Source organism: Streptomyces sp. NPDC085944, assembly GCF_040686295.1.
GTDB lineage: Bacteria > Actinomycetota > Actinomycetes > Streptomycetales > Streptomycetaceae > Streptomyces > Streptomyces salinarius.
The window spans coordinates 112,385-126,999 of record NZ_JBFBJX010000015.1 but is presented as its reverse complement, the minus strand read 5'-3'; the positions used below and the strand labels follow the sequence as shown (position 1 = coordinate 126,999).

The window sequence follows — 14,615 nt, the reverse complement described above, 5'->3', positions numbered from 1 at the left end:
CCCGCGCCGGCTGGGAGCGAGCGCCCGCCACAACGAACGCCAGGCCCTGACGATGCCGCACCCCTGCTCAGCAGCACGTGGCGTCTACGGCACGCGCGGACGCGGCGCTGCCCGGTCCATCACGGGAAGCGGGGCCGGATGCCCGACAGGAGCACACCGGGACGCCACGAAGGCGTGCGGACGGTGCCCACTCTCCTCTTCGACGGCGACTGCGGCTTTTGCACCACGGCAGTGCGATGGATCGAACGGAACGTGAGTCCCCGTTGTGAAAGCGTCGCCCGGCAGCGACTCGACCTGCGAGGCATCGGCGTGACGCGACAGCGTGCTCAGCGCGAGGCACTGTGGGTGACACCGGCTGGGACGGGCTGAGGCGGCGCAGACGCTGTGTCGAAGCCTCTCCTGGAGCGCGGGCGGCGGATGGAGCCTGCTCGGGGCCCCGCTCATGGTGGAGCCGGTACGCCGACTCGCGCACGGCGTCTACCCGCTCGTGGCAGACAACCGCTCGCGGCTCCCGGGGACGTCCGACGCGTGCTTCCGTTCCGAAGCGCGTGCACGTCGCACGTGAGCGCGGCACCGGCGCCTCGGCCGCCCGGAGCGTCACGGCCCCGGACGGCGCACCGCCCGCGGGCCGACGTGTTCCGCAGCGTTCGCCACAGCATCTCGCGCAGGCGCAGCAGCGCCTCCTGAACAGGGTGCCGGGCCGGGGAGGATTACTTCTCGTACGTCGACAAGGCCAGGCCGATCGCGAAGAAGGTCGGAGCCCATTCCCCGACGAAGATGCCCCAACGGTCGGCGCGCTCTTCTCCCTTCTTCTCCACGCGCAGGGAAGTGCCCCAAGTGACCACTGACAACCCGATGGAAACGAAGCCGGCCGCGTAGGCGTGCTCGGCTCGGATTCCGGACTCGTGGAGCTTCTTGACCAGCATGACCGACTCACCTTCAGACGTGGGGTTTCCCCTCATTCCATCCCCACTGCGGCCGCCCGGCGAGCCACGCGCCGCCAAACGGTCAGAGGACGTGTCAAGGGACGACACCCAGTGAGGCCAATGCACCGCCTCCCTCCATGCGCCCCCGCCTCCATCCATGCGCCGATCAGAAGATGCACCGACCGCCGACTACGGCCATCGTGGCGTCACACGGCCCCTTAACGAATCAACGCTCGGGCAGGACACATGGACAAGACGGCCCGCGGCCGGCTGGACCGGTTCGTCGGGTCGAGGAGATCGAACCGGTACGACTGCTGAGGCTGCCGGGACGGGCACGGCCGCAGATGTGCGTCGAGACGGACGCCGAGGGCCGTAACCGCTACCGGCAGCGCGCACTGTTCCACCCCAGGGGGCTCCTGGCCACGCCTCCCGGTGGTCCGTCTCCCCCTTCCACGCCGTCGTTTTCGGGGGCATGGCCCGCAACATCACCCAGGCCGCTGCCAAGGGCCTGGCCGCCCACTCAGGTGATCAGCGCTCCCGACGCATCCGACGTCGCCGCCCCCGCCGAAGCAGGGAGCACGGAGCACCGGGCACCGTCCCCGTACCACTGCGCCAGGAGTGAGACCATGACCGTCGCGGTCGTCCTGTTCACCTCGGACCTGCGTCTGCACGACCATCCACCGATGCACGCCGCGCTGAAGGCGGCGGACGAGGTCGTGCCGTTGTTCGTGCTCGATCCCGGCATCCGCACGGCGCACTTCGACGCACCCAACCGGCGGGCCTTCCTCGCGGACTGCCTGAACGACCTCGACGCCTCATTGCGCCGCCGCGGTGGCCGGCTCGTGGTCCGTGCGGGGCCGGTCGCCCGGGAGGTCCGCGCGGTCGCCGCCGAGTGCGGGGCGGGCGAGGTGCACATGGCCGCCGGCGTCACGGCGTACGCCCAGCACCGTGAGGAGCGGCTGCGCAAGGAGCTCGACGAGAGCGACGTGGCGCTGCGCGTGCACGAGGCGGTGATCACCGCCCTCGCGCCGGGAGCGGTGACCCCCTCCGGCTCCGACCACTTCGCCGTGTTCACCCCCTACTTCCGCCGCTGGTCCCAGGAGTCGCTGCGCACGCCTCTCCGGGCGCCGCGCACCGTCCGCGTCCCCGACGGGGTGCGCGGCGAACCGCTGCCCGAGCGTTCCGATGTCTCCGGCACCTCGCCCGGTCTTCCGGCCGGAGGGGAAACGGCCGGGCGTGACCGGTTCTCGCAGTGGTCGCGGTCCGGTCTGTCCCGTTACGAGGACCGGCACGACGACCTCGCCGGCGATGCCACGTCCAGGCTGTCGCCGTACCTCCACTTCGGCGTGCTGTCCCCGGCGGAGCTCGTGCACAGGTCCCGCGAGCGCGGAGGGCCGGGCGCGGAGGCGTTCGTGCGCCAGGTGTGCTGGCGGGACTTCCACCACCAGGTGATGGCGGCGCGGCCCTCGGCGTCGGGGAAGGACTACCGCACCCGCCACGACCGGTGGCGGGGCGAGGACGAGGCGGCCGAGGACATCGCCGCATGGCGGGAGGGGCGCACGGGATATCCGGTCGTCGACGCGGCGATGCGCCAGCTGCGCCACGAGGGCTGGATGCACAACCGCGCGCGGCTGCTGGTGGCGAGCTTCCTGACCAAGACGCTGTACGTGGACTGGCGGATCGGCGCCCGGCACTTCCTGGACCTCCTCGTGGACGGCGACGTCGTCAACAACCAGCTCAACTGGCAGTGGGTCGCGGGCACCGGCACCGACACCCGCCCCCACCGGGTCCTCAACCCCTCCGTCCAGGCCAAGCGGTTCGACCCGGACGGTACCTACGTACGCCGCTGGGTTCCCGAACTCGCCGGCGTGGACGGCAAGAAGGTGCACGAGCCCTGGCGCCTCCAGGCGGAGGAACGCGACGCGCTCGACTATCCGCAACCGGTCATCGACCTCGCCGACGGGCTCGCGCGCTTCAAGCACGCCCGCGGCCGCGACTGAGGGGACGCCCGTTGTGCACTGGCTTTTCGGCGACCAGCTCGGCCCTCACTTCCTCACCCCGGGCGACGAAGGACCCGGGCACGACACTCCCCTGCTCATAATCGAGGCACGTTCCGTCTTCCGGCGGCGCCGCTTCCACCGCGCCAAGGCCCATCTCGTGCTCTCCGCGATGCGCCACCGCGCGGCCGAACTCGGCGACCGCGTCACCTACGTGCGGGCCGACACCTACCGCGACGGCCTCGACCGGGCGGCACGCGGGCGCCGGGTCGGCGTCCACCACCCCACTTCGCACGCCGCGCTCCGCCTGGTGCGCGCCCTTCCCCGGGTGGCGGTGGGCCCCGCCCGGGGCTTCCTGGTGCCGATGGCCGACTTCACCAGGTGGGCGGACGACCACGGTGGGAAGCGCCTGCGGCAGGAGGACTTCTACCACTGGGTCCGGCGCGGACACGACCTGCTCATGGACGGCGGGCAACCCGCGGGAGGCCAGTGGAACCTGGACCACGACAACCGGGAACCGCCGCCTCGCGACACGTCGTCGCTGCGGGTCGACCGCCCCTACCGGCCCCGCGAGGACGCCATCGACGACGAAGTCCGTCACGATCTCGACCGGTGGGAGCGCGACGGGGACGTTTCCTTCGTCGGGCGGGACGGGCCCCGCCTGTTCCCCGCGACCCGGGCGGAGGCGCGGCGGGCCCTGCGGCGCTTCGTCGAGCACCGGCTCGCCACCTTCGGCCCGTACGAGGACGCCATGCTCGCCGCCGACCCCGTCATGAGCCACAGCCTGCTCTCCTCCTCCCTGAACCTCGGCCTGCTCGACCCCGCCGAATGCGTCGAGACGGCCGAGCGGGCGTGGCGCGAGGGCCGGGCTCCGCTGAACAGCGTGGAGGGCTTCGTGCGTCAGGTCGCCGGCTGGCGCGAGTACGTCTGGCAGCTGTACTGGTCCTTCGGCGAGGACTACCGGCGCTCCAACACGCTCCGGCACACCGCCCCGCTGCCCGACTGGTGGAACGACCTGGACGCGGACGCCGTCCGGGCGAACTGCCTGCACACCGTCCTCGCCCAGGTGCGCGACACCGGATGGACGCACCACATCCCCCGGCTGATGATCCTGGGCAGTCACGCACTCCAGCGGGGCTGGGACCCCGCCGCCGTCACGGACTGGTTCCACCGCTGCTTCGTGGACGGCTACGACTGGGTGATGCTCCCCAACGTCGTCGGCATGTCCCAGTACGCCGACGGCGGCCGGATGACGACCAAGCCCTACACGTCGGGCGGCGCCTACGTGAACCGCATGAGCGACCTGTGCGGTCCCTGCGCCTACCGGCCGGGCGACCGCACCGGTGAGCGCGCGTGCCCGTACACCGCCGGCTACTGGGCCTTCCTGGACCGGCACCGGGACCGCCTCGCCGGCAACCACCGCGTCGCCCGGCCGGTGCGGCAGTTGGACCGGCTCGCCGACCTCGCGGAGGTGCGCGAGCAGGTACGCGCACGGGGTGACGCACCGCCATGAGTACCCGTGCCGTTGGGCCACTGAGGTGACACCGGCTGTCAAGCGGTGCGGAACCGGACAGGAATCACTGCATCCGTGACAGCGCACCCGACGGAACCGGTGTTGTGCGGATAACCAAGAGTGCGAAGGGGTTGTGCATGCCCGGACTGCCGCCGATGGTGGCCCCACCGGCAGGAATCGTCGACGCCCCGCTGACCGCGTCCGACGCCGTGAACGCCGTCGGCACCGTCCTCGAACAGGCACTCGACGAACGGCTGCGGTTTTCCCATGCTGTCGACCCCGTCTTCGCCCGGGAGCTGGCCGACCGCCTGATCGCCCTGGTCGGACGAGGCGGCAAAAGGCTGCGTACGGCGTTCACCCACTGCGGCTGGCGCGCCGCGGGCGGCTCGGGCGACGCCAGCGCCGTCCTGCGCACGGGTGCCGCCCTCGAACTGCTCCAGGCGTGCGCCCTCGTGCACGACGACGTGATGGACGGATCCGTGCAGCGCAGGGGTGCCCCCGCCCTGCACGTCGAACTCGCCCGTGCGCACTGGGCCTCGGGCATGCACGGCTCCGCGGAGGCGTTCGGCACGTCGGCCGCCGTGCTCGCCGGTGACCTGGCGCTGGCCTGGGCGGACGACCTGCTGACGGAGACGGCGCTCGGCACGCCGCACGGCTCTCTCCTGCACGGGGAATGGCGGGCCATGCGCACCGAGATGGTCGCCGGACAGTACCTGGACCTGCGCGCCCAGGCCACGCGTTCGTCCGGGGTCGACGAGGCGCTCACCATCGCCACGTTGAAGAGTGCCCTGTACACCGTCGCCCGGCCGCTCGCGCTGGGCGCGTCGCTGGCCGGCGCCGACGCGCAGGTGGTGGCCGCACTGCGGGCGGCGGGCCGGTGCGCCGGGCTGGCCTTCCAGCTCCGCGACGACCTCCTGGGCGCCTTCGGCGACCCGGCACTGACCGGCAAACCGGCCGACGACGACCTGCGCTCCGGCAAGCTCACCTACCTGCTCGCCGTAGCCCTGCAGCTCTCCGACGCCGCCGACGATCACCAGGCCGCCGCGACACTGGCCCCGGACGCCGTCCCGCGGTCCGAGCACGCCGTACAACGCGTGCGGGCGGCATTGAAACGCACCGGCGCCAGGGATCTCGTGGAGGCGAGGATCGGGGAACTGACGGACATGAGCCTCGGCCACTTCGGGCGCACCGGCGCGCCCCCGGCCGTACAGGACGAGTTTTCGACACTGGTCCAACACGCCACCGGCGTGCGCCCGCGTCGTGCCGAGGAGGTCGCGTGAAGAGGGTGCCGGGGCCGACCGACCACGTCGTCGTGGTGGGCGCCGGGCTGTCCGGGCTGGCCTGTGCCCTGCACCTGCTGGGTGCGGGCCGCCGGGTCACCCTGGTCGAACGGGACGCCGGCCCCGGCGGCCGGGCCGGCCGGATCCGACGGGGCGGCTACGAGCTGGACACCGGCCCCACGGTGCTGACCATGCCGCACCTGGCGGACGAGGCGTTCGCCGCCGTCGGGGACAGCCTCCACCGCCGCGTCGAGCTGACGGCTCTGCACCCCGCCTACCGGGCGTGCTTCGCGGACGGTTCCTCGCTCGACGTGCACACCGACGGCGAGGAGATGGAGGCGGAGGTGCGCCGCTTCGCCGGACCGGCGCAGGCGGCCGGCTATCGCGACATGCGGCAGTGGCTGGAGCGTCTGTACCGGGCGCAGATGCGCCGTTTCATCGACACGAACTTCGACTCGCCCGCCCAGCTGCTGCACCCGGATCTGGCCCGGCTGGCGGCGCTTGGCGGTTTCGGACGGCTGGACGGCCGCATCGGCCGCTTCCTGTCCGACGACCGCCTGCGCCGCGTCTTCTCCTTCCAGGCGCTGTACGCCGGGGTCGCCCCGGCCCGCGCGCTCGCGGCCTACGCGGTGATCGCGTACATGGACACCGTGGCCGGCGTCTGGTTCCCCAAGGGCGGCATGCACGCACTCCCCCGCGCCATGGCCGACGCGGCGGCGGACGCCGGTGCCGACCTGCGCTGGAGGGCCGAGGTGAGCACGCTGGAACGCTCGTCGGGGCGCGTGCGGGCCGTCCATCTGACCTCCGGGGAGCGCATCCCGTGCGACGCGGTGGTGCTCACGTGCGAGTTGCCCGCCGCCTACCGACTGCTGGAGCGGACGCCCCGGAGGCCGGCCCGGCTGCGCCACTCACCGTCCGCCGTGATCCTGCACGCGGGCACCGACCGCACCTGGCCGCACCTCGCCCACCACACCATTTCCTTCGGGGCCGCCTGGGAGCGCACCTTCGACGAGCTGACCCGCAGGGGCGAGCTGATGAGCGACCCCTCCCTGCTGATCACCCGCCCCACGACGCACGATCCCGACCTGGCACCGCCGGGACGCCACCTCCACTACGTCCTCGCCCCCTGCCCGAACACGACGGTCGGCCCCTCGGCCGCCACCTGGCGGGATCTCGGCCCCCGCTACCGCGACCGCCTGGCCGACGAACTGGAACGCCGGGGCCTGAACGGCTTCACGGACAGCATCGAGGAGGAACTCCTGGTGACCCCGCTCGACTGGTCGGCGCAGGGCCATGCGGCCGGCAGCCCCTTCTCGGTGGCCCACACCTTCGCCCAGACCGGACCGTTCCGCCCACGCAACCTCGTACGGGAGGTGGAGAACGTGGTGTTGGCGGGGTGCGGAACCACTCCGGGCGTCGGCGTGCCGACCGTACTCATCAGCGGCAAGCTCGCTGCCGCCCGCGTAACCGGCGGCAGCGTCCCTCGCCCTCTGGGAGGGCGTACGCCTTCGGCCGCGGCCGGCGAACCCTCCGTCCCGGCCCCGGCAGGTGCCGATGACGCGGCGTGAGCTGGACGCGGCCGGGATCACCGATCCCGCGCTGCGCGCCGCCTACACCCGGTGCCGCCGGCTCAACGCCCGCCACGGCAAGACCTACTTCCTGGCCACTCGCCTGCTGCCGCTCGAACGCCGTTCCGCCGTGCACGCCCTGTACGGCTTCGCCCGCTGGGCGGACGACATCGTCGACGACCTCGACCGCACCCTGGCACCCGAGGAGCGCGACCGGTTGCTCCGCCGTCTGGAGAGCGACCTCGCGCGCGGGCTGCGCTCCGGCGGCGGAGACGAACCGGTGGTCCGGGCCGTGGCGGACACCGCCGCCCGGTACGCCATCGAGCCCGTGCTCTTCGCCGATTTCATGTCCTCGATGCGTGCCGACCTGACCGTCACGGACTACCCGACCTACGCCGACCTGCAGGGGTATGTGCACGGTTCGGCCGCGGTGATCGGCCTGCAGATGCTGCCGGTCCTCGGTACGGTCACGGCCCGGGAGGAGGCGGCACCGCACGCGGCGGCGCTCGGTGTGGCGTTCCAGCTCACCAACTTCCTGCGCGACGTGGGCGAGGACCTCGACCGGGGCCGTGTCTACCTGCCCGGCGATCTGCTGGCCGCGCACGGTGTGGACAGGCCGCTGCTGGAGTGGAGCCGACGCACCGGACGCACCGATCCGCGGATCCGAGCGGCCCTCGTCGCCGCGGAGGCCATGACGCGGGAGGTGTACCGGACGGCGGAGCCGGGCATCGCCATGCTCGATCCACGGGTGCGCCCCTGCATCCGCGCCGCTTTCACCCTCTACGGCGGCATTCTCGACGCGATCGCGGAGCAGGAGTACACCGTGCTGCATCGTCGTGCGGTCGTGTCCCGCCGGCGTCGTGCGGCCACCGCGGCGGCCGGTGTGCTGCGTGTGGCCGGTGCCCGGTGGCGGGCCCGCGTCCCACGTCGGATCGCCACGCCGGATGGTCCGGCAGTCGAACGGAAGGAGCCGGCGCGGTGAGTGAGCGAACAGGCGGGAGGCGCTGGACACCGCCCTTGCGGCTCCGGCGCTCCGGCCCGGACTGGGCGGCGCAGGCACCGACCTGGCGCCAGGCGCGACCGGCACTGATCGCCGACGCGCTCAAGCGGGCGTCCTCCCGTCCGTCCGGAAACTGGTTCGTGGTCGGCGCCTCCCGGAACGTGCGCGCGGACGGCCGCCCGTACGGCAGAACGGTCGGCGGCGTGGAGGTCGTGCTGTGGCGCTCGGACACCGGCGACCTGCGCGCGGGGCCGGGGGTCTGCCCGCACCTGGGCGCTCCCCTGCGCGACAGCCGGGTCGCCTGCGGCACGCTGGTCTGCCACTGGCACGGCCTCGCCCTGGACGGTTCTCCGTACGCCGGCTGGGACCCTTATCCGGTTCACGACGACGGGGTACTGGTCTGGGTACGGCTGGACCAGGTGGGCGGCGAGGAGCCGACCGACCGGCCTGCGGTGCCCGTGCGGCCCGCGACGGGCATCGGGGTGGACACGGTGTTCACGGCGGTGGGGCGGTGCGAACCTCAGGACGTGGTGGCCAACCGGCTCGACCCGTGGCACGGCTCGTGGTTTCACCCGTACTCGTTCGTCGACCTGGCGGTGGCGCGGGAACCGCAGGGCGAGGAGGACGACGCCTTCGTCGTCGACGTCTCCTTCCGGGTGGCCGGGCGCCTGGTGGTCCCGGTGCGGGCCGAGTTCACCGCGCCGGAGCCGCGCACGGTCGTCATGCGCATCACCGACGGGGAGGGGGCCACGTCCGTGGTGGAGACGCACGCGACCCCGCTGACAGGAGCGGGCCACGCACATCCGCGCACCGCCGTGGTCGAGGCGACGATCGCCGCTTCGGATCGGCCCGGCTTCGCCCTCGCGCGGGCCGCCGCCCCCGTGCTGCGCCCGTTGATGCGCCGTACGGCCGGGCGCCTGTGGCGCGACGACCTGGCCTACGCCGAACGCCGGTGGGCGCTGCGCAGCACCGGGCGGTTCCCCGGCTGACCGCACGCCGGCCGGGCGCCGGTCAGGGGGACGAGCGGCGTCCGGCGACGGCGCCGAGCGCCCGGAGGAGGGGGGAACGTCCCGCGCGGGGGACGGTCCACAGCACCTGGCCGCGTACGCCCCGGTCGGTGAGCAGCGCGTTCGCCGCCAGGAAACCGGTGGTGGCGGCCCGTTCCATGAGGGCGACGGGCAGGTCGCAGCGGATGGCGTCGCCGGCCAGGGTCAGCCAGGGGTGGGGGGTGCGTACGGTGGGGCGCCGGTGGTGGGAACCGACCGGGAAGAGCGGGCAGTCGGAGCGCCACTCGTGCCGGGCGTCGACGACGCGCGCCCCGTGGGTCTCCGGGTACACCTCGTGCAGCCGGTCGACGAGCATGTCCTGCGTCTCCTTCTGTTCGGCACCCGTGTCCACGGCGTAAGCGTGCAGCTCCACCACCGAACCGCCGGTCCGCTCGGCCCAGCGGGCGGCTTCGCCCTCGTAGCGTTCCAGAACGCTGATGTTGTCCAGCCCGCCGTAGCCGCTGGTGCCGAGGAACCCCGGGCGGTCGGCGCGGACCGGCCGGTCGAGCCAGAGCCGGGAGACGAGGAACGGCGGTGCGGTGCGCAGGGCGGCGATGTCCTCGCGCCAGCCGGAGGTGCCCAGGCCGGGTGACGCGCCGACGACCCGGCGCAGTCCTCCGGGGTCGAGGGCGAGCACCACCGCCTGGTGGCGTCCCGTGCCGGTGTCGGTCAGCACGTCCGCTCCGGCGTCGCCGGCGGGCAGCACGCCGTGCACGGGCGTACCGGGGCGGAGGTCCGCCCCGAGGCGCTGGAGGTAGTCGGCGAGCGGGTCCCAGAGCGCCTGGGGGAAGGGTTCGCTCGGCACGTCGAAGAGCAGGCCCTCGGCCGAACCGAGGAAGTAGATGTGGAACATCAGCAGCAGTTCGGCGGCGGACAGTTCGCGCGGGTCGGCGAAGAAGCTGCGCGAGAACACCTCGAACGCCAGATGGTGCGCGGCTTCCGGGAAGCGGACGCCTTCCAGGAAGCCGGTGGCGCTGACCTCGTCGAAGCGTTCGTAGACCTCGGGCACGCGCACGTCGAGCAGCGGGAGGGCGGCCCGGGGGTCCAGGGCGGCCAGGTCCCGCCAGCCGAAGGTGGGGCTGAGGGCGACGAATCCGAGCGCGCTGAGGGGTGGGGTCCTCGGGACACGGGCGAAGCTGTCGGTCAGGCCGCCGCTGTGCCGCAGGGGGTAGTCGGGCAGCGGGGTGAGCCGCGCGAGGGCGGGGTCGGTGCGGCGGAGCAGGCCGCGGAGGTTGTAGTACTGGCGGAAGAAGGCGTGGAAACCGCGGGTCATGGTGACCGGGGAGCCGTCCGCCAGCCGGGTGTGCCATCCGCAGAGCCGTCCGCCGAGCGATGCCTCCTTCTCGTACAGGGTCACGCGGGCGCCGCGTTCGGCGAGCAGGGTGGCCGCGGAGAGACCGGCGATGCCGCCGCCGATCACCGCGACGGTCGGCCCTTCCCCGCGCTGGAACCGGCTCCTGCCGGGTGCGGGCAGCAGAACCTCTGCCTTGCGGTCGCGGCCCCTTCGGGCGGGATCGGTGCGGCGGGTGGTCACTGAGCGTGCTCCCTTTCCGGGGACGAGGAGGCCGGGGTCCATGTTGCCGGGGCAGTACTCGCCGGGGTCGAGCCGCCCCGGGCGACGAAGGTGTGCACGATGCCCGTCTGCCATCCGGCGACCGGGGCGACGCGCACTCCGGTGAAGCCCGCTCTCGTCAGCCGGTCGGCGAAAGAAGGCGCGGTGTCGAAGACGGCGACGCTGTGCCGCAGGTGTCGGTAGAGGCCGCGATCGCCGGTCAGCGTGCCCGCCGGGACGACGATGCCCCGGCACACCGCCGACCACAGGGCCCGGTGCCTGCGCGCGCCGCTGAGACTGTACTCGTGGACGGCGAGCCGCCCGCCCGGTCGCAGCAGGGTCCGGACGCTGCCGAGGACCGCGTCCGGGTCGGTGACATTGCGGAACAGGTAGGCGGCGAAGACCGCGTCGAAGGGGCCTTCGCCGGCCGTCGCGACCTCCTCGGCGGTCAGGTGCAGGAAGCGCACGCGTGCGGGCCACGGCTTCGCCAGTGCGCGGCGGAGCATGCCCGCGGAGGCGTCCACGGCTGTGATCCGGGCACGGGGCGCAGCCGTGAGCAGGGCCCGGGTGGAGGCGCCGGTGCCGCATCCGAGGTCGAGGAGGTGCAGTCCCGCTCCGTCGTCGGGCAGGCGCAGGCGGCGGGCCGAGCGCAGCAGGCCGGTGCGGTAGCCGGGGTTGAGGGAGGTGAGGCGGTCGTAGGTGTGGGAGGCGTGGTCGAAGGCGCGGGCCAGGTCGTGGTCACGCAGAAGGCTCATCGGTGGTCGTCTCCGTTTCTTGCGGTGCGCCGGGAGCGGCGGAGCAGGAAGGGCAGCTCGGCCGCCGTGCGGAGCATCGGCCGGACCGGGGTGCGCAGTCCGATGCCCCACTCCTCGCGGAAGGAGGTGGCGCCGTCGAGGAAGCGCAGCAGGCGCTCGGCGGGGACGCGGCGGAACAGCCCGGTGAAGAAGTCGGGCCCGTCGATCCGTCCGGTGTCCAGGGCGCGCAGCAGTATCGCGTCCATGGCCAGCGCCCGGCGTCCGTGGGGAGCGGGCAGGACGGTGCCGTGCCCGTCGCGCAGCGCGGCGGCGACGGCCCTGCTCTGCCGTTGCATCGCGGCGAAGGTGTAGCCCGTGGCCGGACGGGTGGCGCCGCCCGCGGTACCGATGCGGAACACGGCAGAGCCGGAGCGCCGCGGAAAGCGGGCGTCGGTCATGGGGATGACCCCCTGCTCGGCCCGCTCCACGGTGAGCGCGCCGAGCCCGAGGATTTCGCGGCAGTAGTGACCGAGCGCCGACTCGTACGCCTCGGTGGTCAGCGCGTCGCGGGAGAACTCGGTGTACTCCACGAGCGCCCGGTCCGGCGTGAGCGGCAGAACGTAACCGAAGGCGAGCCCGTGCGCCGGCTGGGGCACGCGGAAGTCCATCAGATCGGCGACGGCGGGATCGAAGCGTGCACTGCCCGTGCGCACGAACCAGCCGCGGAAGTGCTGGAGCAGCTGCGTCCGGGCGGGCGGCAGGGCGCGCAACGGCCGCGAGTCGAACACGCGCCGGGCACGCAACGTCAGGGACCAGCCCCCCGGCAGGGTGCAGCGGACCTCCGCGCCCCCGGACACACCCTTCACCGATCCCACCGTCGCACGCAGGAGATGCCCCCCGTCCGAACGGGCCAGCCGACCGTGGACCAGTCGTTCGAAGTCGGTGGAGCGCACCATGCGGTAGCTGAACGGGGCCGGGTCGACGGTGACCGGCCGGCCGTCGGCGCCGTGCAGGCGCAGCCGGGACCACGAGGCGCTGACGACCTCGTCGAGGCCGTCAGCGCCCTCGCCCCAGTAGCACCAGGTCCGCTCCGCGGGACGCAGCGGGCCGTCCGGCGGCTCGATCACGGTCACGGTGGCGGCCCCGGTCTCCGTCAGCCGGTGCGCGAGACCGAGACCGGCCGCGCCGCCACCGACGACGATCACGTCCAAGACCTCGGTGGAGCGCGATGTCACCGGGCCCGCCGTCCGGCGACGGGCGTTCCGTCCGGGCCCGGACGCAGCGGCTCGGCGTCCGCCTCCAGCGCGTCCGCGACGGCGCCGGCGCATCGGCGCGGGTGACGTGCGGCGAGGGCAACCCTCGTGCCTCGGGCGGCTGCTTCGGCGGTGACGGCACCACCCGGCACGCCGGTGGCACCGGCCACCGGAACTCGGGCCTGACTCAGCTCCACGCTCACTCCCCGGACACGGACACCGACAACGAATCGAACCGATCGTCACTGCTTCTGCGGCGGGGCCGTGTGCGGATGCGCACTTCACGGCTCGCTCGCTCCTCACTTCTCCGGCCCCAGGTCGGCGGAGACCTCACGCGCGGCGCGCGCCCCCGAGGCCAGGGCGCCCTGCACCGATCCGGTCGCCCGGTGGTCCCCGCACACGTACCTGCCCGGGCCGAGGCGAGTGGTGCGGCTGAGCGGCCAGGGCGGGAGCATCGCGGGCAACGCGCCCTCGACCGTGCGGGCGTCGACCTGATGCCAGTCGCTCGTGCCGGTGTCGTACAGCTCGGCCAGCCGCCGGAGCACCGCCCGCCCCCTGCCGGGCGGGTCCGTGCCCAGTACGGATGTGGAGACCAGTGCGGTGCCGGGCGGAGCGTAGGTGGGCGCGACCTCGCTGAGGACGCAGGTGTTGAGAACCGCTCCGGTGCTGTCCACCATCAGGGTCGGTTCGGCCATCGGCGGCCTGTCGGTGGCGTGGTAGTAGGTGGTCACGGTGCGGGTGTCCGGGACGGTCAGGTCCGGCAACAGGCGGGCCGCGGTCGCCGGGTCCGTCGCCACCACGACGACCCGGGCCGGCACCTCGGTCCCGTCCCCGAGCAGGACCCCGGTGTCCGTGATCTCGGCGACGGGCGTACCGAGGCGCAGGACGCCGTCCGGCAGGCCGTCGGCGAGCCGGGCGGGCACGGCGCCGACGCCCTCCGCCGGCAGGCACAGCGATCCGCGGACCATGCTGCGCCAGACCAGGTGGAAGAACCGGGCGGAGGTCTCCAGCCGGTCCTCCAGGAAGACGCCGGACAGAAACGGCCGCAGGATGTCGGAGATCACGGCGTCCGACAGCCCCGCTCTGGACAGGGCAGCCGACGTGGGGCGATCCGGGCGCGATCTGGTCGTGGACACGGGCAGAACGGCGTCCCGTGCGGTGAGTGCCGCCAGCGCGGCCAGATCACGGGCCGACAGGATCCGGCCCGGCAGGAACGCCCCTGCCGCACCGGGGTCCCTGGTCGGATCGGTGAGGCGGACCGGCCCGGTCGACGTATGCGCGATCACACCGGCGGTGAACGGCCGCAGGCGCAGGCTCCTCAGGTCGAGGCGCCGCTTCACCTGCGGATACGAGGTGTTGAACACCTGGAAACCCCGGTCCAGGAGGAATCCGTCCCGCCGGTCCGTGCGCATCCGGCCGCCCACACCGTCGGACGCCTCCAGCAGGGCCACCCGCCGTCCGGCCCGGCACAGATCCAGGGCGCACGCCAGGCCGGCCAGACCTGCACCGACGACGACTGCGTCCGGTGCCCGGCGATGTTCGTCGCTCATACGTCTCCTCGGTCGACGCCGTACATGTGGCCCCCGGAGAAACCGTCCGTCCGGCCTCCGTCCCGGTCAGTACCCGCAACCGCCCGGCACAGACCGGTGCCGGAACGCGGCGCCGGCACCCGTCGGCCGGGCGTGGCCACCTGTCCAGCGGACCACGTCGCCCGGCCGACACCCCGGCGCCACGACCAAGAGCCGT

General features: G+C 73.5%; 12 protein-coding genes and 2 pseudogenes. 8 read left to right on the top strand and 6 right to left on the bottom strand.

Going from position 1 to position 14,615, the window contains the following annotated elements; all coding sequences use genetic code 11:
• The first annotated feature begins 174 nt into the window (after nt 1–174).
• A pseudogene (locus AB0P07_RS27580) lies at nt 175–565 on the top strand (DCC1-like thiol-disulfide oxidoreductase family protein).
• 145 nt (nt 566–710) lie between these two features.
• Here the strand turns inward: AB0P07_RS27580 and AB0P07_RS27575 are convergent.
• Nucleotides 711–926 carry a hypothetical protein gene (locus tag AB0P07_RS27575; protein WP_365555255.1) on the bottom strand — a complete coding sequence of 72 codons (216 nt, stop codon included), beginning with the start codon at nt 924–926 and terminating at the stop codon, nt 711–713.
• A 284-nt stretch (nt 927–1,210) separates the two neighbouring features.
• On the opposite strand from AB0P07_RS27575, the pseudogene AB0P07_RS27570 reads away from it, so the two are divergent.
• From AB0P07_RS27570 to AB0P07_RS27540, 7 genes and pseudogenes are all read left to right on the top strand, one after another.
• Nucleotides 1,211–1,548: pseudogene (locus tag AB0P07_RS27570) on the top strand (DUF2867 domain-containing protein); the annotation flags it as partial.
• A gap of 4 nt (nt 1,549–1,552) precedes the next feature.
• A complete protein-coding gene (locus AB0P07_RS27565; protein ID WP_365555254.1) occupies nt 1,553–2,926 on the top strand; it encodes a deoxyribodipyrimidine photo-lyase in 1,374 nt (457 codons plus the stop codon).
• A gap of 13 nt (nt 2,927–2,939) precedes the next feature.
• The gene (locus AB0P07_RS27560) at nt 2,940–4,436 is read left to right on the top strand and encodes a cryptochrome/photolyase family protein (protein ID WP_365555252.1); all 1,497 of its coding nucleotides are present in this window, start codon (nt 2,940–2,942) and stop codon (nt 4,434–4,436) included.
• A gap of 137 nt (nt 4,437–4,573) precedes the next feature.
• Nucleotides 4,574–5,716 carry a polyprenyl synthetase family protein gene (locus AB0P07_RS27555; protein WP_365555250.1) on the top strand — a complete coding sequence of 381 codons (1,143 nt, stop codon included), beginning with the start codon at nt 4,574–4,576 and terminating at the stop codon, nt 5,714–5,716.
• Nucleotides 5,713–7,284: a phytoene desaturase family protein gene (gene crtI / locus AB0P07_RS27550; protein WP_365555248.1), complete on the top strand. Its 1,572-nt coding sequence runs from the start codon at nt 5,713–5,715 to the stop codon at nt 7,282–7,284. The genes AB0P07_RS27555 and crtI overlap by 4 nt, the downstream gene beginning before the upstream one ends.
• Nucleotides 7,271–8,266, top strand: a complete 996-nt coding sequence (locus tag AB0P07_RS27545; RefSeq protein WP_365555246.1) for a phytoene/squalene synthase family protein — start codon at nt 7,271–7,273, stop codon at nt 8,264–8,266. Before crtI ends, AB0P07_RS27545 begins: the two co-directional genes overlap by 14 nt.
• Complete coding sequence (locus AB0P07_RS27540; protein ID WP_365555244.1) at nt 8,263–9,273, top strand: DUF5914 domain-containing protein; 1,011 nt, start codon at nt 8,263–8,265, stop codon at nt 9,271–9,273. Before AB0P07_RS27545 ends, AB0P07_RS27540 begins: the two co-directional genes overlap by 4 nt.
• A 22-nt stretch (nt 9,274–9,295) precedes the next feature.
• Here the strand turns inward: AB0P07_RS27540 and AB0P07_RS27535 are convergent, their stop codons facing one another.
• The 5 genes from AB0P07_RS27535 to AB0P07_RS27515 all read right to left on the bottom strand — a co-directional run bounded on the left by AB0P07_RS27535 (nt 9,296) and on the right by AB0P07_RS27515 (nt 14,419).
• On the bottom strand, nt 9,296–10,864 hold the full coding sequence (locus tag AB0P07_RS27535) for an FAD-dependent oxidoreductase (RefSeq protein ID WP_365555243.1): 1,569 nt from the start codon (nt 10,862–10,864) through the stop codon (nt 9,296–9,298).
• The gene (locus AB0P07_RS27530; RefSeq protein ID WP_365555241.1) at nt 10,861–11,637 is read right to left on the bottom strand and encodes a class I SAM-dependent methyltransferase; all 777 of its coding nucleotides are present in this window, start codon (nt 11,635–11,637) and stop codon (nt 10,861–10,863) included. The genes AB0P07_RS27535 and AB0P07_RS27530 overlap by 4 nt, the downstream gene beginning before the upstream one ends.
• Nucleotides 11,634–12,851: a lycopene cyclase family protein gene (locus AB0P07_RS27525; RefSeq protein ID WP_365555239.1), complete on the bottom strand. Its 1,218-nt coding sequence runs from the start codon at nt 12,849–12,851 to the stop codon at nt 11,634–11,636. Before AB0P07_RS27525 ends, AB0P07_RS27530 begins: the two co-directional genes overlap by 4 nt.
• Nucleotides 12,848–13,066 (bottom strand): hypothetical protein, encoded by a 219-nt coding sequence (locus AB0P07_RS27520; protein ID WP_365555237.1) that lies wholly within the window; start codon nt 13,064–13,066, stop codon nt 12,848–12,850. Before AB0P07_RS27520 ends, AB0P07_RS27525 begins: the two co-directional genes overlap by 4 nt.
• Before the next feature lie 102 nt (nt 13,067–13,168).
• Nucleotides 13,169–14,419 carry an NAD(P)/FAD-dependent oxidoreductase gene (locus tag AB0P07_RS27515; RefSeq protein ID WP_365555235.1) on the bottom strand — a complete coding sequence of 417 codons (1,251 nt, stop codon included), beginning with the start codon at nt 14,417–14,419 and terminating at the stop codon, nt 13,169–13,171.
• Nucleotides 14,420–14,615: the final 196 nt, after the last annotated feature.

Coding starts and splice junctions, on each gene's coding strand:
- AB0P07_RS27575 (WP_365555255.1), bottom strand. CDS start 926: ATGCTGGTCAAGAAGCTCCACGAGTCCGGAATCCGAGCCGAGCACGCC.
- AB0P07_RS27530 (WP_365555241.1), bottom strand. CDS start 11,637: ATGAGCCTTCTGCGTGACCACGACCTGGCCCGCGCCTTCGACCACGCC.
- AB0P07_RS27515 (WP_365555235.1), bottom strand. CDS start 14,419: ATGAGCGACGAACATCGCCGGGCACCGGACGCAGTCGTCGTCGGTGCA.
- AB0P07_RS27545 (WP_365555246.1), top strand. CDS start 7,271: ATGACGCGGCGTGAGCTGGACGCGGCCGGGATCACCGATCCCGCGCTG.
- AB0P07_RS27565 (WP_365555254.1), top strand. CDS start 1,553: ATGACCGTCGCGGTCGTCCTGTTCACCTCGGACCTGCGTCTGCACGAC.
- AB0P07_RS27555 (WP_365555250.1), top strand. CDS start 4,574: ATGCCCGGACTGCCGCCGATGGTGGCCCCACCGGCAGGAATCGTCGAC.